Genomic DNA, 17,252 nt, shown 5'->3' on the forward strand with positions numbered 1-17,252 from the left:
CGTCGGCATTGCCTACGGCATGGGCATTACCGCCGAAAATGTCGCCAAGCAATGGAAGGTGTCGCGCGAGGCGCAGGATGCCTTCGCCGCGCAGAGCCATGACCGCGCCCTGGCGGCGATCAAGGCCGGCGAGTTCAAGGACGAGATCACGCCGTTCCAACTCGACGATCACTACCCCGATCTCGCCACCCGCGGTATCAAGACCGACAGCCGCGTGATCGACACCGACGAAGGCCCGCGCGCCGGCAGCACGCCGGAGGTACTGGCCAAGCTGAAGACGGTATTCCGCAACGGCCAGTTCGGCGGCAGTGTGACAGCCGGCAATTCCTCACAGACGTCGGATGGCGCGGCCGCCGTGCTGCTGGCCAGCGAGCAGGCGATCAAGGACTACGGCCTCACGCCCCTCGCCCGCTTCGTCGGCTACTCGGTGGCTGGCGTGCGCCCGGAGATCATGGGCATTGGCCCGAAGGAAGCGATTCCGAAAGCGCTCAAGCAGACCGGCATCAAGCAGGATCAACTCGACTGGATCGAACTGAACGAAGCCTTCGCCGCGCAGGCGCTGGCGGTGATCGGCGATTTGGGCCTGGACCAGGCCAAAGTGAACCCGCTCGGCGGCGCCATTGCGCTTGGCCATCCGCTCGGTGCCACCGGTGCTGTGCGCACCGCCACACTTGTGCACGGCCTGCGCCGCCGCAAACAGAAGTACGGCATGGTCACCATGTGCATCGGCACCGGCATGGGCGCTGCAGGCGTGTTCGAAGCGGTCTGATCATCGTCATCAGACCCTCGTAGGTTGAGGTGCGAACCCCAACATCGCCATGCCGATCACCACGCCATGTTGGGGTTCGCACCCCAACCTACGAGCTTCATGACTATTGGGATAGGGAAATTTTTTCGAACGCTTGTCCTCATCGCCAGCCAAGCGAATAATGCGACACGTTGCGGCGCACACCCCGATGCGCCCGCGTCCTGAGCGCTTCCGACATCCTCGCCACCAGGCGTAGACCCGCTGCGCTCGCTGCAGGAACCGTTCGTGAGCGCGTTGACAGAGGAAAAGCTGGACTTGCCGGCCACCGATCAGCCGGCCTATCCCGACTACCGCGTCATTTCCCTGATCGTCGGCTGCGCGATCTTCCTGGAACAAGTCGACGGTACGGTGCTCGCCACCGCCCTGCCCACCATGGCACGCGACTTCGGCGTTTCCGCCCCGGCCATGAGCGTGGCGATTACCAGTTATCTGCTTGCGCTGGCGATTCTCATTCCGGTGAGCGGCGCCATTGCCGACCGCTTCGGCGCCAAGCGCGTGTTCAACAGCGCGATGGTGGTGTTCATCATCGGCTCGATCCTGTGTTCGCTCACCCATAGCCTGCCGATGATGGTGGCCGCGCGGCTGGTGCAAGGCACGGGTGGCGCGATGATGGGGCCGGTGGGACGGCTGGTGATCCTGCGCACAGTGGAGCGCAAGCATCTGGTGTCTTCCATGATGTGGACGCTGATTCCAGCCGTGCTCGGCACCATGGCCGGGCCGCCGCTGGGTGGCTTCATCGTCCAGTACTTCGATTGGCGCTGGATCTTCTACATCAATGTACCAATCGGCGTGTTGGGTTACTGGCTGGTTCGGCGCTACGTGCCGGAGGTGCATTGCGGAGCCCGTCCGGCACCGTTCGACTGGCTGGGTTTTGCACTTTGCAGCGTCGGCTTGGGCTGCCTGCTGTTTGGCCTGGAGCTGTTTGGCGAGAACACCAGCGCGCGCAATGGCGTGATGCTCGTGGCCATCGGCACGGCCGCATGCCTGGCTTACGTCAAGCATGCCAAGCGCCGCGAGCATCCCGCGGTAGACCTCACGCTGCTGCGCATCGACTCGTTCCGGCTGTCGGTGATTTCCGGCGCGCTGATGCGCATCACCCAAGGCGCACAGCCGTTCCTGCTGCCGCTGCTGCTGCAGATCGGGCTCGGTTTCTCGGCGCTGCGCAGCGGTCAGTTGATCCTGGCCATTTCCGTCGGCGCGCTGCTCGCCCGCGTCCTCACCACCCGCCTGCTGCGCTGGATCGGTTTTCGCCGTGTGATGGTCTATAACGGCGTACTCGCCGGTTTGAGCTACGCCGTCTGCGCGTTATTCCGGGCAGATTGGCCGTTCTGGCTGATGTTCGGCTTGCTGGTGTGCTGCGGCGTGATCATGTCGGTGCAGTTCACCGCCTACAACACCATTGCCTATGAAGCAGTGCCAACCGATCGTATGAGCGCGGCAAACAGTTTCTATTCCACCCTGCAGCAGCTGATGCTGTCGGTAGGTGTGTGCTGTGGCGCGCTGATCCTCAAGCTCGCCATGGCCGCCAGCCACAACACCGAACCGAGCCGCCTGAACTTCTCCGTGGCGTTTCTGGCGGTCACCGTGATTTCGCTCAGCTCCACTTATTGGCACCGCGCCTTTGCGCCGGATGCGGGCCATGAAATGAGTGGGCATCGCCAACGCTGATTCAACGACACACACTGTTTCCCTGGCGAGCGTTTCCTATCGCGATGACCAGCCTTATCTTGCGCGCCATCCGAAACAGCGAGGTGTCCCATGATCGAACGTCGTCCCTTCAACAGCCTTGGCGGTGCTGATCACGGCTGGCTCAAGGCCAAGCATCACTTTTCGTTCGCCGGCTACAACGACAGCAAGCGCATGGGCTGGGGCGCATTGCGCGTGTGGAACGACGATAGCATCGCCTCGCAAACCGGCTTTCCGCCGCACCCGCATGCGGATATGGAAATCATCACCTACGTGCGCGAAGGCGCCATCACGCATCGCGACAACCTGGGCAACCAGGGCCGCACCGTGGCCGGCGACGTGCAGGTGATGAGCGCAGGCAGCGGCATCACGCACAGCGAGTACAACCTGGAATCCGACACCACGCGCATCTTCCAGATCTGGATCATTCCGGACGAACGCGGCCGCGCGCCTTCGTGGGGCACGAAGCCGTTCCCGGTGGGTGAGCGTTCCGGGCGCTTCGTGGCCCTCGCCAGCGGCATGGAAGGCGATACGGACGCCCTGCCCTTGCGCACCAACGCCCGCGTACTCGGCGCCACACTGAAAGCGGGTGAAACAGCGCAGTACACGTTGGACAAACAACGCTACGCCTATCTTGTGCCGGCCAAGGGCGCAGTAGAAATCAACGGAGTGCGCATCGATGCCCGCGATGGCGTCGCCATTCGTGATGAAACGACGCTGGAAGTGAAAGCATTGGACGACGCGGAACTGATCCTGGTCGATTCAAGCCCCTAAGCAGGCTGGGATGACGTCCCAGCATGACGGGTTGCAAGGACGCTGGGATCACATCCCAGCGTACGCAACACAAGCACACCTCAGGAGTTTCACCGATGACCACCATGCAAGCGATCCAGATTGCGCATTTCGGTGGCCCCGAGGTCCTGCAGCCCGTCGAGCGCGCTATGCCGCGGCCAGGCGCTGGCGAGGTGCTGATCAAAGTCGCGGCCTCGGGCGTCAATCGTCCGGACGTGTTCCAACGGCAAGGACATTACGCACCGCCGCCCGGCGCTTCCGATCTGCCTGGGTTGGAGGTGGCCGGCGAAGTAGTGGAAGGCGATTTCAGCGGCAGCAATCCGCTCGGGCTCAAGCGTGGCGATAGCGTGTGCGCCTTGCTGGCCGGCGGCGGCTACGCGCAATACGCCGTCGCACCGCTGGGCCAGTGCTTGCCGGTGCCGTCCGGCATCAGTGTGCTGGAAGCCGCGTCGCTGCCGGAAAATTACTTCACGGTATGGAGCAATGTTTTCGATCGCGGCAGGCTGGGCCTGCGTGAGGGTGGTTCAAAAGAAAGCCTGCTGGTGCAAGGTGGTTCCAGCGGTATCGGCGTCACGGCGATCCAGCTTGCGCATGCCTTGGGTCATCCAGTGTTTGCCACGGCGGGCAGCGATGAAAAATGCCGTGCTTGCGAATCGCTCGGTGCACGCGCCATCAACTACCGCAGCGAGAACTTCGTCGAGCGCGTCAAACGCGAAACCGATGGCCGCGGCGTCGACGTCGTGCTGGATATGGTCGCCGGCGATTACGTATCGCGCGAACTGGATACCTTGGCCGATGATGGCCGGCTGGTCATCATCGCCACGCTCGGCGGCATGAAGGCGACCATTGACGTTGGCATATTGATGCGGCGGCGTCTGCACGTCACTGGCTCCACGCTTCGTGCGCGATCGGTGGCGTTCAAATCGGCTATTGCGAAAGCGTTACACGAGCAGGTGTGGCCGTTGTTTGCGGAAAAGCGCCTGCGCCCGGTGATCCATGAAGTGTTTCCGGCGCACGAGGCTGCGCGTGCGCATGCGCTGATGGAAAGCAGTACGCATATCGGGAAGATTCTGTTGCGTTGGTGAGTCTTATGCCGTCATTTCCGCAAAGGTGGGATGTAGTGCGCCGCGCGGAGAACGTCCGAAGGACGGCCCCGAAGGGGTAAGCGAAGCGCATCATCCATCTTCGCTTGGGCATTCAGGCAACATGGATTCGCTTTCGCGGGAATGACGACCATGAGGAGGCGCGTAAGCTGGGACGCAATCCCAGCATCACCATGCATGGCAGTGCTGGGATTGCATCCCAGCCTACGCGAACGTCGTCTACGCTTTCGAAAAGGGAAACGCGAGCACGTCGGCGATCTTGTCCGTGCCCGCCATGCACATCAGCAATCGCTCGATGCCCATCGCGACGCCGGCACAATCAGGCATGCGTCCTAACACCGCCAGCAACTGTTCGTCGATGGGCATTTCGCGCAAACCACGTTCGCGGCGACGTGCATTGTCGCGTTCGAACCGCGAGCGCTGTTCCGCCGCATCATTGAGCTCGTGGTAGCCGTTGGCCAGCTCGTAAGGCCCAAGGTAAAGCTCGAAACGCTCCGCCAGCGGCGGATCGCCGGGGCGAATACGCGCCAGCGCACTTTGGCTCGCGGGATAGTCGTGGATCACGGTAATGCGATCGCGCGGAAACGCCGGCTGCAGCTTGTGCGTGATCAAGAGATCCAGCCAGTCGTCGCGCGTTAGCCCATCCGGGTTGATGTTGTAGGGAGCCAGCGGTGCACGCAGCGCATCGATCTCGGCATGCAGCGGGTCCAGCCCAAGTTCGTCGAGAAAGAGCTGCCGATATCCTTCGATCAATACTTCAGCGCGGCGGCCCACCAGTGCAAGCGCGGCTTCCACCAGCGCAATGGTTTCTTCCATCAATTGCCGATGCGTCCAGCCAACGCGATACCACTCCAACATGGTGAACTCGGGGTTGTGCCGCTCCCCGGCTTCGCCGTTGCGGAACACTCGCCCAAGTTCATAGCAATCGCCAACACCATCGGCGAGCAGGCGCTTTAGCGGATATTCCGGCGACGTGCGCAACCAGCGCTCGCGCGAACCCGCATCGACATGCCCGTGGAACGGCGCGTGGAAGCTTTCGATATTCGGATCGGTATTGCCGGCGGCGGACAGAATCGGTGTTTCCACTTCCAGCACGCCGCGATCGGCAAAGAACGTGCGGATCACGGCATACAGTTTGGCGCGGCCCTGCAGGCGCTGGCGAAACGGTGCGACGTTGTTGATCGTGGCATCCATCGTGATCAGGCTCCGTGCTGCTTGAACAGCGCCAGCAACTGCGCTTCATCCCACACATCCACGCCCAGCTCTTGCGCCTTGTCGAGTTTGGATCCGGCCGCCTCACCCGCCACGACGAAGTTGGTTTTCTTCGACACGCTGCCGGACACTTTCGCACCGAGCGCTTCCAGCTTTTCCTTGGCTTCGTCGCGCCCCATGCTGGACAGCGTGCCAGTGAGCACGGCGGTCTGGCCCGTCAACGGCAAGGTTTCCACCTTGGCATGTTTGGGAATGGCAGCAAGCAGCCGATGCATGGCGGCTTCCGCCTCCTGCAAAGCGGCAAGGCGATGGGGATCGGCAAGGTATTCGTCGAGATTGGCAGCGGCATTCTGCGACAAGCCCGCGGTGATCCAGTGCGTTGCCCCGCCGCCATGCAATTTGGCAATAGAGGGAAAATGCGACGCCAGCATATCGGCATTGCGATGGCCGAGGCCGTTGACGCCCGCGTCTTCCAGCAATACCGCCAAGCCGAGTTTTTGTTGCAAGCGCGGCGAAGGATCGGTTTCATCGCTCAGCGTTACACCGGCTTTCAGCAATGCATCGACGACGTCGCGATTACCCTTCTGCTTGAAGAACGCCTCGATGGAGCCGGCCACTTCGGCACCGATATCCGGCAGTTCGCGCAGGATCGGTGCCGGCATGCTGCGCACCCATTCGAGCCGACCCAGCCACGTGGCCAAGGTTTTGGCGGTGCTTTCACCGATATGCACGATGCCCAGCGCGTAGAGAAAACGCGCCAGCGTGGTCTTTTTGCTGGCTTCGATCCCTTCGATCAGATTCTCGGCCCACTTGGTCGCGATCTTGCCGGACTTGACGGTTTCCGGCGTGGTGCCGTCGCGCTCATCGGCGCGGCGCTTCATCTCCAGGAAATCCTCGAGCGTGAGCTTGTACAGATCAGCCGGCGTATGCACGTAGCCAAAGTCCACCAGCGCATCGACGAAACGTTCGCCGATGCCTTCGATATCCATCGCACGGCGCGAAGCGAAGTGAATCAACGCTTCTTTGCGCTGCGCAGCGCAGACCAATCCGCCCGAACAGCGCCATGCCGCTTCACCTTCTTCGCGCACCAGGGCGGAATGGCATACCGGGCAATGCGTAGGCATATGCCAGGGATGCGTTTTCGGCGGACGGCGATCAGGAATCACGCGCACCACTTCCGGAATGACGTCACCCGCGCGGCGCACGATGACGGTATCGCCGATACGTACATCCAATCGCGCCACTTGATCGGCGTTGTGCAGCGTGGCGTTGGTGACGGTGACGCCCGCCACCTGCACCGGCGTAAGACGCGCCACCGGCGTGGCGGCGCCGGTGCGGCCGATCTGGATCTCGATCGCTTCCACCGTCGTGCTCTGTTCCTGGGCGGGAAACTTGTGCGCAATCGCCCAGCGCGGCGCGCGCGAGACGAAGCCCATGTCGCGCTGGCCGGCGTAATCGTCCAGCTTGTACACCACGCCGTCGATGTCATACGGCAGCTCGTCACGCTTGGCGCCGATGCGATGGAAGTAAGCAAGCAGGCCGTCGAAACCCTTGGCCGTACTTACCTCCGGCGATACCGGAAAGCCCCACTCGCGCAGCTTCTCCAAGGTTTTGGAATGCGTCGGCGGCAGCTCCACGCCCTCCACCACGCCGACGGCATATGCGAAGAAGCTGAGCTTGCGCCTGGCGGTAATCGCCGGGTCCAACTGCCGCAGCGAACCGGCAGCGCCATTGCGGGGATTGGCCAGCGGGCGTTCGCCATGCTCGCGCGCGTGAGCGTTGAAAGCTTCGAAATCTTTGCGCAGCATGATCACTTCGCCCCGCACTTCCAGCACGCGCGGCCAATCGCTGCCGCGCAGGCGCAGCGGGATGGAACGCACGGTGCGCAAATTGGCGGTGACATCCTCGCCTGTTTCGCCGTCGCCACGTGTAGCGCCCTGCACGAACACGCCGTCTTCATAGCGCAGGCTGATCGCCAAGCCATCCAGCTTCGGCTCCACCGAAAACACCGGGTTGCTGCGCCCGAGCGTCTGCTCGATGCGGCGCTCGAATTCGGCCACTTCGCGATAACGCTCGCGATCGTTGCCGCCTTCCTGCTCGAAGGCGTTGCTCAACGACAACATCGGCAAGGCATGCCGCACTTCGGCAAAACCGCCAGTCGCACGGCCGCCGACGCGGCGGGTGGGCGAGTCGGGCGCAGCAAGTTGCGGGTGCTCGGCTTCCAGTGCTTCCAATTCGCGCAGCAGGCGGTCGTACTCGGCGTCGGTGATCTCCGGATCGTCCAGTACGTGGTAGCGGTAGTTGGCGTGCTCGAGCTGCTTGCGCAGATCTTCGGCGCGTTCGGCGGGCAAGGGGGCTGCTGACGGTTTGCTCATGTGCAAAGTGTAACGATTCGATGTGGTTATTCCCTCTCCGGCCAACCGGCCTCGTAGGTTGGGCTGAGCAAACGCGAACCCCAATATCGCGTTACGCGGGTAGGTGTTCTTTAATCCTGATAACTGCCATAGCAGGTATCATAGCGCTCATGCCCTCTTCCCCCGCCGCTTCCTCAGCTACCGCAGCCACGGCGGACGACCTTGCAACCCTCCCCTCACGCGAACGCTACAGCGGCCTGATCTGGCTGGTGGCGGCGTCGTTCTTCATGCAATCGCTGGATTCCACCATCGTCAACACGGCGGTGCCGGCTGTTGCCACGGCCTTGCACGAAACGCCGCTGAACATGCGCAGCGCGCTGACCAGCTACGTGCTCACCCTGGCCATTCTCATTCCGGCCACGCCTTGGCTGTGTGACCGCTTCGGTACGCGCCGCGTGTTCGGCGCGGCCATCAGCGTGTTCGCCATCGGCTCGTTGCTTTGCGGCCTTTCCCAGACCTTGCAGGAGTTGGTGATGGCGCGCGTGCTGCAAGGTATCGGCGGCGCGGCGCTGATGCCGGTCGGCCGCTACATTCTGGTGCGCACGATCGACAAGCGTGACTTCGTGCAGGTGATGAGCACAGTTTCCACTTTTGGCCTGCTCGGCTCGGTGCTTGGCCCTCTACTGGGCGGTGCGCTGGTGGAATATGCCAACTGGCGTTTGATCTTTCTGATCAATGTGCCGGTGGGCATCGTAGGTGTGTGGCTCAACTACCGCGAAATGCCCGAGTACCGGCTGGAAACGGCCCACCGTTTCGACCTGTTCGGCTTCATGCTGTTCGCCGCCTCCTCCGCCCTGCTGTTGACCGCTTCGGAATTCGCCGCGGACACCACCGTGCGCTGGGGCCAGATGGGCCTGCTGATAGTGCTCGCCATCGCCTTCGGCGCGTCCTACGTCTGGCACAGCCATCGCACCAAACACCCGGTGGCGGACCTCACCTTGTTGCGCGTGCGCAGCGTATGGGTGGCGTTGTCGGGCAACCTGCTCACGCGGCTGGGTGTGAGCGGCATGTTCCTGCTGATCGTGTTGTTCCTGCAGGTCGGCTGCGGCTGGTCGCCGTTGGCGGCGGGCCTGATGATGGTGCCGCAGGCGTTGGGATCGATCTGCTGCAAATGGCTGGTCAACCGCACGCTGGTCCGTTTGGGATACCGTCGTTTGTTGTTCGGCAACACGCTCATCGTAGCGGCCTTGCTGGCGATGTTCGCACTGCTTGGGCCGCACACGCCGATCGCGCTGATCACCTTGCTGGTGTTCGTCTATGGCGGCTTCATGGGCATGCAGTACACCGTGATGAACACGCTGATCTACACCGACCTGGATGTGAAGCACGCGTCAATGGCTTCATCGATGGCGTCCACCACGCAATATCTGTCGATGAGTTTCGGCATTGCGCTGGCGACGATCTTGATGCAAACACTGCTGCACGGCCAGGACAGCGCGGCCTATGTGGTGGCTTTCCGCTGGACGATGCTGGTGCTGGCGGTCATCACTGCCGTAGCAAGTCGCGTCTTTGCTCGACTGGACAAGACTCCGCCTACAGGCCAGCGCGTGTCTTCTACGCCTTGAGCCAGTAGCATGGCGGGATGCTCATGATCGAAGGATGCCGACCATGCACCATGCCAACGAAATACTCTTTACGTTGTTCGTCGTATTCGTCGCCGCGCAAATCGGCGCGGAAATCGCGCAGCGTCTGAAGCTGCCCGGCGTCGTCGGTGAAATCGCCGCGGGTTGCGTCATTGGGCCATCGGTGCTGGGTTGGATCACGCCCGAGCAGATCGCACCCGGCACACCACTGGATGTATTGGCTGAAATCGGCGTCGTGCTGCTGCTGTTCGCGGTGGGCATTGAAACGCGGCTGGAAGATCTGAAGAAAGTCGGCAAATCCGCCTTCCTGGTGGGCGTGCTCGGCGTGCTGCTGCCGTTCGGCATGGGCGGCTTTTGGGCGCATGCCAGCGGTTTCGATTGGGGCAAGTCGCTGTTTGTCGCCGCCGCGTTCGTAGCTACCTCGGCCGGCATCACCGCACGCGTGCTGCAGGAACTTGGCGTGCTGCAGCGGGTGGAAAGCAAGGTGATTCTGGGCGCTGCGGTGATCGACGACATCCTGGCCATGCTGCTGCTGGGCGTGGTGGTGTCGTTGCAAGGCGGCAAGGGTTTCGACCCCATGCACCTGGTGATCGTGCTGGGCGGTGCGATCGGCTTTATCGCCGTGATCGGCTGGGGCGGTACGCGCGTGATGCGCTGGAATTCCACCTGGCTGGAAAAGCCGCATAGCACCTACTCGCCGTTGCTGATCGTCTTGGCGTTGTGCCTGGGATTGGCCTATATGTCCACCCTGTTTGGATTGGCGGCCATCATCGGCGCGTTCCTGGCCGGCATGATCGCGTCCGAAACGCGCCAGCAGCATACGCTGGAGCACCAGATCCAGCCGTTGCTCGCCCTGCTCACGCCATTCTTCTTCGTGCTGACCGGCAGCAAGATCGATCTGCATCAGCTTGCCAATGCCGACGCCTTGATTGCGCTGCTGGTGGTTACCGTCATCGCCATCATCTCGAAGCTGCTGGGCGGCTTCCTGGGTGCGCTCTCGCTAGGGCGCATGGGTGCCACCATCGTCGGCTTCGGCATGGTGCCGCGCGGCGAAGTGGGCGTGGTGATCGCCAGCCTTGGGCTTGCCGCGGGTGTGTTCAGTGACCAGATGTACGCCATCATCGTGGCGATGTCGCTGCTGACCGCGATGGTGACGCCGCCGATTCTCGCGTGGTTGTTGAAGCGCGCAGCGAAAACGGCGACAGCGGAAGCAATCACGTAGGCTGGGATGAAATCCCAGCATCAGGAAGCCGCAGAAGCTGGGATGGTCATCCCAGCCTACGCGGCAACCAGGTGCTCTTTCGCTACGTCTTGTCTGCGGCAATCAGCAGGTAAAGGAAACTCCCTTCCTCGTACGCGGTGATAAAGGCATCTCCATGGCGAGTAGCTATCACGGGCTTACGAACGGCGCTCAATGGCTTGATGCACGATTGCGGAAATCGGCATGCATAAGAAGAAGGAATCTACGGAGACAACGACAACTCGTCCGATGGTGTTTATTTTGCAGGCCTGCTTTTGCGTAGGTTGGGGCGAGGCATAGCCGAACCCCAACATGGCCCGCAAGCCTGCGGGGTGTTGGGGTTCGCGTTCCGCTCACCCCACCTGCATCGCAGTCTTTCGCGAACGCATCAGCACGGCATACAACACCGGCATCACCAGCAACACCAACGGCACCTGCACCAGCAGGCCCGCGATAATCGCCACCGCCAACGGCTGCTGCATCTGCGAACCGGAACCCAACGCCAACGCAAGTGGCAACAACGTGAGAATCGCCGCCATGGTCGACATCAGGATCGGGCGCATGCGATGCCGTGCTGCTTCCAGCAAGGCTTCATGCAGCGGCATGTCGCCAGCAACCTCCTCCAATTCGGAGAAATAGAAGATCGCCACTTCCGTCACAATGCCTACGATCATGGTCATGCCCATCATCGCGGAGATGTTGAGCTCGATGCCGGTAACCCACAAACCGATGAATACGGCGCCGATGGCGAGCAAAGGCATCAACATGATCACCAACGCCGCGCGGAAGCTTTCATAGAGGAACAACAGCAGCGTAAACACCAGCGCGATGGCGGCGAGCAGCACCACGGTCAGGCCCTTAAAGGCTTCCTGCTGCTGCTGGTACAAGCCGCCGAGCTGGTAATACATGCTCTTGGGCAACATGCCTGGCTTGGCCAGCATGGCTTTTACATCGGCGATCACCGAGCCCATGCTGCGCCCGCTGATGCGCCCCGTGACCGCCACCATGCGCTTCAGATCGTTGCGCGTGATTTCCGGCTGGCCCTGCGCGATCTCCAGCTTTGCAATCTGCGACAGCGGCAATAGATGGCCGTCCGCGGCCCGGATGGGCAACGCCGATATTTGCTCCAGCCGCTTGTACGCAGAGGTCTGCAAACGTACACGTACACCTACCATCTTGCCCGCCGTAGGCAGCTGGGTCGCGACAGTACCGTCGATCGCCGCGTTGACCTGATCGGTCACCGCCTGGGGATCGAGCCCTTGCAAGGCCGCCCTGGCCGGATCGACTGTCATGACCACGGCATCGCCGGCCGGATTGATGCCATTCAATACGCCGTTGACGCCACTGATCTTGCCGAGCGCATCGGCGACTCTCTGCGCGGTAGCGTTGAGCTCGTCGGCGTTGTCGCTGTACAGCTGGATTTCGATCGGCTGCGGCACGGACACCAGGTCGCCGATCATGTCTTCCATCAGCTGCGACACATCCACATCGAGGCCAGGCACTTTCTGTTGCACCTCCTGGCGAATGTCATTCATGACCTCCTCGGTAGATGGGCGCGAGCCGTTCTTCAAACGAACGAAGATATCGCCCGTATTGGCCTCCGTCAGCGCATCACCCAGCTGCAGACCGGTGCGGCGTGAATACGTATCCACGTAAGGGTTGGCGCGGATGATCGCTTCGACCTGATTGAGCAGGCGTCCCGTTTCTTCCAGCGAGGTGCCCGGCTTGGAGACGTAGTCCAAGGTAAAGCCGCCTTCGTCCATGGCGGGCATGAACCCGGTACCGACCTGGCTGAATGCCAACGCGCCAATGGCGATCAAGGGCAGCACCAGCGCCAAAATCCAGACCGGCCGCTGCAGCCACCGCTTGAGCGTACTTTCATAACGCTGCTTGATGCGTTGCGAAGAGCGGCCCGCCGAATGATCGACGATGTGACGCTGGTCCAGCAGACGCTCAGACAACAGCGGTACTACGATCCAGGTCAACAGGTAGGAGATCACCAGCGCGCTGGCCATGGTCAGCGACAAAGCCTTGAAGAACGCGCCTGTGACGCCGGTAAGGAATGCCAGCGGCAAGAAGATCACCGTGGTCGCCGCGCTGGAGCCCGTCAGCGGACGCGTAAACTCCCAGGCCGCGCGGCCGATCCGCCCGCCCACATCGCCGCTGCCGCTCTGCAGCCGGCGCATGATGTGCTCCTGCATCACGATCACGTCGTCGATGATCAGGCCCACTGCCGCCGCCATGCCGCCGAGCGTCATCATGTTGAAGCTCATGCCCAGCACATGCAGCAGCAGCGCGGTGATCGCCAATACTGACGGCACCACCAGCATGGCAACGAAAATCACGCGCGTATTGCGCAAGAACAGGAACAGCACCAACCCTGCCAGCACGATGCCGATCAGGATCGCATCGCGCACGCTGCCGGCTGCGCCGGTGACCAACTGCGACTGGTCGTACCAGTTGGCGACCTGGACGCCGGCCGGCATCTGCGGCGCGTAATCCTGCAGGCGCTGCTTGACGTCACGCGCGATCTGTACGCTGTTGCCATCCGGTTGCTGTAGAACCTGGATCAGCACCGCGTCCTGCCCATCTGCCGTCACGCGAATCCACTGTGGCACGTGGCTGAGTGAAATGTCAGCGATATCGCCTAACCGCACCACGCCATGGCTATCGGCGCGTACCACGATCTGGCGCAGCGCTTCCGTCGTGCTCGGTTGGTTTTGCGCCAACAACAGGTAAAGCTTGTAGTGATCCGAAACATGCCCCATCGCCTGGATGGTGGCTGCGTGGCTGACAGCCGTGGCCACATCGGTAAGGCTGAGGTCCTGCGCACGCAAGCGGTTCGGGTCCACGTCCGCATGGAATTCCGCGACTTCTCCTCCTTGCACCTGCACGCGCGCCACGCCGGCGATGCTGCTCAGCAAGGGACGCAATTGATATTGGGCAAGGTCGTACAACGCACTGGGCGACAAGCTGTGCGAGCGCAAGCTATAGGCCAGCATCGGATACGAACTCGGATCCATGCGGCGCGTGGTGAGCTGCGTACCCGCCGGCAAGTCTGGCAGCACCTGGCTGGCTGCGGTGCTGACGTCACCGAACGCACGACTCATATCCGTGCCCCAGTCGAAGCTGATCGATACGTCGGCGCTGCCGCGGCTGGTGGTGGAGCGGATGTTGCGTACGCCGGGCACTCTCCGCAACGCAGTTTCGATCGGCGTGGTGACCGCAATCGCCATCTGGTCAGCAGGACGATCGCCCGCATCGAGCGACACCACGATGCGCGGGAATTGCACGTTGGGAAACATCGCCACCGGCATGAATACCGCACTGCCGATACCGCCAACGACCAACATGACCACCAGGAAAAGCAGCGAGCGCCAATGCCGCTGTATCCACAGGACATTGTTCACTTGGCTGACTCCTGCTTGTCCTTGGCAGAATCTTTGTCTTTGGCCGCGTCCCCATCCTTGGCCGATTCCTGCTGATTCTTGGAGGGCTCGTCGTGTTCACGCACGGCATCCCCGTCGTCCAGCTCGTAATTGCCCGTGACGATGACCTGCATCTTGGCGTCCAGCGGGCCTTGCACTCCCACCGTATCGCCATCCGGATGCTTCAAGCTGACGTCGATACGCTTGGCTTTGTCCTGATCGACGACGAACACATACGCGCCCTTGTCATCCTGCAATACCGCATCGCGCGGCAAGGCCCATGCGGTGTAGCTGGTGGAATCGATGCTGGCCTGCACAGCCGAGCCTGCCATCAGTACGTTGCCGGCCTCCGGCGGCAGGCTCACTTGCAAGGGCAGCAGGTGCGTTTGCGCGTCGATCGCATGACCGACGACGTCGAGGCGTCCATGCAAGGTTTCGCTGGAACCGTAGGCGCCCTGCACGTTCACCGGCATGCCCGGCTTGAGATGCGCGCCTTCTTCCGGCTGCGCACCAAGGCGTGCGATCAATGCCTGGGAAGGTGCGAAGTTCAACAGCGCCGTGCCAGCCTGGAAGCGATCGCCAAGATTCACGCTGAGCGCCGTCACCACGCCGTCGGCTGGCGCGTTGATAGTTTCTTCGGCGCTGCCGCCACCGAGCGCGCGCTGTGCTTCGACGCCAGCCTTGGCATCGTCGAGCGCTTTGCGCGCCGTGGCTACCTGCGATTGCGTAGCCAGATGTTGCGCGGCCATTTGCTCGGTACGCTTGAGTTCGCCGGTGGCGAGATCCAGCGTGCTTTGCGCTTGCAAGTACGCGTTGCGGGCAACCGGATCCGGCGCGATGCGGAGCAATGGTTGACCACGTTGTACGGATTGCCCACCGGCCACCAGCAGACCGATCACCTGGCCGCCGTGCCCGAGGCTGATAGTGCTGGCGCGATGCGGATCGCCTACTGCCGTGCCCCATGCCTGGATGGTGTCGTGGAAGGTCTGGCTTACCGGTGACGCCGTGGTCACCAGCACCGTGCCCTTCACCTCCGGCGCTTCATCGTCATCGCCGGCAGCGCCGCCTTTGCCGCAACCGGCCAGTGCAGCAAGCATCAGTGCCGCTAGCGCGGCACGCGTCAAGACAAATCGGTTCATAGTTTGGCCGTGGATGCGGGTGGCGGTTGAAGATCGGTGCTGCCGAGCAGGGCTTCCAGCGCAATGGCCTGCTGCGATTGCTGATCACGCGCGGCGATGGCGTCCATGTCTGCGCTGAGTGCATTGGCGCGGATGGACAAATACGTCGGCCAATCGAGCAGGCCTTTTTGCCAGGCGTTTTCGGCGGCGCGGCTGGCGTCATCCAAACGCTTGGCCTGGGCTTGCGATTGCTCACGTTGTTTGGCGAGCGTGTCCTGGTCCAGCATCAGCTGGTTGATGTCGTTGCGAGTGGTAAGCACGCGGTTTTCGTAGTCATCCTTGAGTTGCTGCCGCGTCGCTTTTTCGATCGCGATGTTGCCGCGATTGCGATCGAACAGCGGCAGCGTGATACCGATGTTGATGCCGTGCGAAGGTATGCCGGAATTGTCACCCTGCCGGTCCACGCCAAAGGTCAGCGCGGGGAACTGCGCACGGATCGCGCCGCGCAAGGTGGCCTCTTGCGATTTATAGCCGGCCTGCAGCGCCAGCAAATCCGGACGGCGTTGCGGCAGGCTGGCCAACGCGGCCTCCACTTGCTCGGGGGTGGGTGAGGTCTGGAAGGGTTCACCGATCAAATCCAGCTTGGCATCCGGCGCCAAGCCGAGCAGCACGCGCAGGTCGTGTTCGGCCTGATGCAACTGTACGGTGCTGTCGGACAGGCGCTTGGTGGCATCGGCATAGGCGTTCAAGCCGGCGCTGGCTGCATCGTAGGTGAGATTGCCTTGCTGCATGGCTTTGCGCACATAGCCATCCACGGGCAACAGTGCGGCCTGCTCCGCGGCAAGGCGCTGTTGCTGTTCGCGCAAGGACACCACCTGGTTGAACAGCTGGCGCGCCTGGGCAATGGTCTGCCACTCCGCCCAAAGCAGGTCGAGGTTGGCCTGGTCAGCCTGCGCGTTGGCCGCGGCCTTGCGAGTAGAGCGCAGCAGCAGACTGGTGATGTCCTCGCTGATGCCGTAGACGAATGCAGTGCGATAACCGGGAATCGGGTGGGTCAGGTATTCCTGGTTGATCGAGAGCTGCGGGTCCGGCAGCAAGCCGGCTTGAAAAGCCTGGGCGCGCGCGACGCCCAGCTGATCGCGCATGACCTTAAGGTCCGGGCTGTTGGCCACCGCCAGAATCGCCACGTCGGTGACGTCCATGCCATGGGAAAGATCGAACGGATGGGAGCGCAGCGCCGGCAACGGCATGGTCGACGTATCGGCCGACAGCTGCGATACGTCCTTGGCCCCCTGCCCCTCGCCCAGCGGCAAGGGGGAGTACGTGGCGCAACCCGCCAGGCCGACAATGCATGCCACCAAGCCGAGCCGCAGCGCATGCGAGAGAGGTGTTGCGTGGCGATGGGGTAAATCCTTACGAAGCAGCCGCACCGGCAGGCCTCCAGGTCTTGGGTCGGATCCAAGGCTAATGGCGTTTGCTTAGCCCATACTTTGCCCTTGCTTAGCCCAACCTTCTTCTTTGCCCCATCAAGATTTTCGGCCCGCGGCCGATAAGGTCCCCGAGTCCCTTCGGTGGGCTGACGGAACACCGGCCTTCGCAAGAAGTTGTGCCGATGACAGAGCTTGCTCCATAAATGTGACGCACAGCAGGCTGATTCTCGACCATGCTCACACAGACTTCACGGCCAACATTGTCTTATCCTTAAGCTAATCTGGCGGGAAATAGTGGGTCGATCGCCAACACACTTGTGATTTCTATTTGCAGGGGAAAACGCATGGGGAAGCGCTGGTGGACTAACGACTGGCTGCTGCAGTTAGGGGTTGCGGTCGGCTACGGGCTTCTTTATTTCGCGATACATCCGCTTTCCA

General features: G+C 62.2%; 11 protein-coding genes. 6 read left to right on the plus strand and 5 right to left on the minus strand.

Features of this window, described 5'->3' with window-relative positions; translation table 11 throughout:
- The 4 genes from VJR68_RS12235 to VJR68_RS12250 form a co-directional block, all read left to right on the plus strand.
- The coding region (locus VJR68_RS12235) for an acetyl-CoA C-acyltransferase (RefSeq protein WP_324147957.1) at nt 1–769 on the plus strand (769 nt) is incomplete at its 5' end.
- Nucleotides 770–1,033: 264 nt separating this feature from the next.
- On the plus strand, nt 1,034–2,476 hold the full coding sequence (locus VJR68_RS12240) for a DHA2 family efflux MFS transporter permease subunit (RefSeq protein ID WP_414647777.1): 1,443 nt from the start codon (nt 1,034–1,036) through the stop codon (nt 2,474–2,476).
- A 90-nt stretch (nt 2,477–2,566) separates the two neighbouring features.
- Entirely contained in the window at nt 2,567–3,268 is a 702-nt protein-coding gene (locus tag VJR68_RS12245) for a pirin family protein (RefSeq protein WP_324147958.1), read from the plus strand.
- Nucleotides 3,269–3,363: 95 nt separating this feature from the next.
- The gene (locus VJR68_RS12250; protein WP_324147959.1) at nt 3,364–4,371 is read left to right on the plus strand and encodes an NAD(P)H-quinone oxidoreductase; all 1,008 of its coding nucleotides are present in this window, start codon (nt 3,364–3,366) and stop codon (nt 4,369–4,371) included.
- 237 nt (nt 4,372–4,608) lie between these two features.
- Here VJR68_RS12250 and epmA read toward each other — a convergent pair whose 3' ends face one another.
- Both epmA and ligA read right to left on the minus strand, forming a co-directional pair.
- Nucleotides 4,609–5,583: an EF-P lysine aminoacylase EpmA gene (gene epmA / locus VJR68_RS12255; RefSeq protein WP_324147961.1), complete on the minus strand. Its 975-nt coding sequence runs from the start codon at nt 5,581–5,583 to the stop codon at nt 4,609–4,611.
- Between the two features lie 5 nt (nt 5,584–5,588).
- Complete coding sequence (gene ligA, locus VJR68_RS12260) at nt 5,589–7,976, minus strand: NAD-dependent DNA ligase LigA (protein ID WP_324147963.1); 2,388 nt, start codon at nt 7,974–7,976, stop codon at nt 5,589–5,591.
- 149 nt (nt 7,977–8,125) lie between these two features.
- Here ligA and VJR68_RS12265 point away from each other — a divergent pair, with 149 nt between their 5' ends.
- Nucleotides 8,126–9,580, plus strand: a complete 1,455-nt coding sequence (locus VJR68_RS12265; protein ID WP_324147965.1) for an MFS transporter — start codon at nt 8,126–8,128, stop codon at nt 9,578–9,580.
- A 43-nt stretch (nt 9,581–9,623) separates the two neighbouring features.
- A complete protein-coding gene (locus VJR68_RS12270; RefSeq protein WP_324147966.1) occupies nt 9,624–10,820 on the plus strand; it encodes a cation:proton antiporter in 1,197 nt (398 codons plus the stop codon).
- 371 nt (nt 10,821–11,191) lie between these two features.
- Here VJR68_RS12270 and VJR68_RS12275 read toward each other — a convergent pair whose 3' ends face one another.
- Genes VJR68_RS12275 through VJR68_RS12285 form a run of 3 tightly spaced genes read right to left on the minus strand, consistent with a single transcriptional unit; the run spans nt 11,192 to nt 16,814 of the window.
- The gene (locus VJR68_RS12275; protein WP_324147968.1) at nt 11,192–14,248 is read right to left on the minus strand and encodes an efflux RND transporter permease subunit; all 3,057 of its coding nucleotides are present in this window, start codon (nt 14,246–14,248) and stop codon (nt 11,192–11,194) included.
- The gene (locus VJR68_RS12280) at nt 14,245–15,405 is read right to left on the minus strand and encodes an efflux RND transporter periplasmic adaptor subunit (RefSeq protein WP_324147969.1); all 1,161 of its coding nucleotides are present in this window, start codon (nt 15,403–15,405) and stop codon (nt 14,245–14,247) included. Before VJR68_RS12280 ends, VJR68_RS12275 begins: the two co-directional genes overlap by 4 nt.
- Nucleotides 15,402–16,814, minus strand: a complete 1,413-nt coding sequence (locus tag VJR68_RS12285; protein WP_324147971.1) for a TolC family protein — start codon at nt 16,812–16,814, stop codon at nt 15,402–15,404. The genes VJR68_RS12280 and VJR68_RS12285 overlap by 4 nt, the downstream gene beginning before the upstream one ends.
- Nucleotides 16,815–17,252 lie beyond the last annotated feature (438 nt).

The sequence above is a fragment of the Dyella sp. genome, from assembly GCF_035277725.1.
Lineage (GTDB): Bacteria > Pseudomonadota > Gammaproteobacteria > Xanthomonadales > Rhodanobacteraceae > Dyella_B.

Bases quoted from the DNA above. Each gene is read 5' to 3' on its own strand.
- VJR68_RS12245 (WP_324147958.1), top strand. From the start codon at position 2,567: ATGATCGAACGTCGTCCCTTCAACAGCCTTGGCGGTGCTGATCACGGC.
- VJR68_RS12250 (WP_324147959.1), top strand. From the start codon at position 3,364: ATGACCACCATGCAAGCGATCCAGATTGCGCATTTCGGTGGCCCCGAG.
- epmA (WP_324147961.1), bottom strand. From the start codon at position 5,583: ATGGATGCCACGATCAACAACGTCGCACCGTTTCGCCAGCGCCTGCAG.
- ligA (WP_324147963.1), bottom strand. From the start codon at position 7,976: ATGAGCAAACCGTCAGCAGCCCCCTTGCCCGCCGAACGCGCCGAAGAT.
- VJR68_RS12265 (WP_324147965.1), top strand. From the start codon at position 8,126: ATGCCCTCTTCCCCCGCCGCTTCCTCAGCTACCGCAGCCACGGCGGAC.
- VJR68_RS12270 (WP_324147966.1), top strand. From the start codon at position 9,624: ATGCACCATGCCAACGAAATACTCTTTACGTTGTTCGTCGTATTCGTC.
- VJR68_RS12280 (WP_324147969.1), bottom strand. From the start codon at position 15,405: ATGAACCGATTTGTCTTGACGCGTGCCGCGCTAGCGGCACTGATGCTT.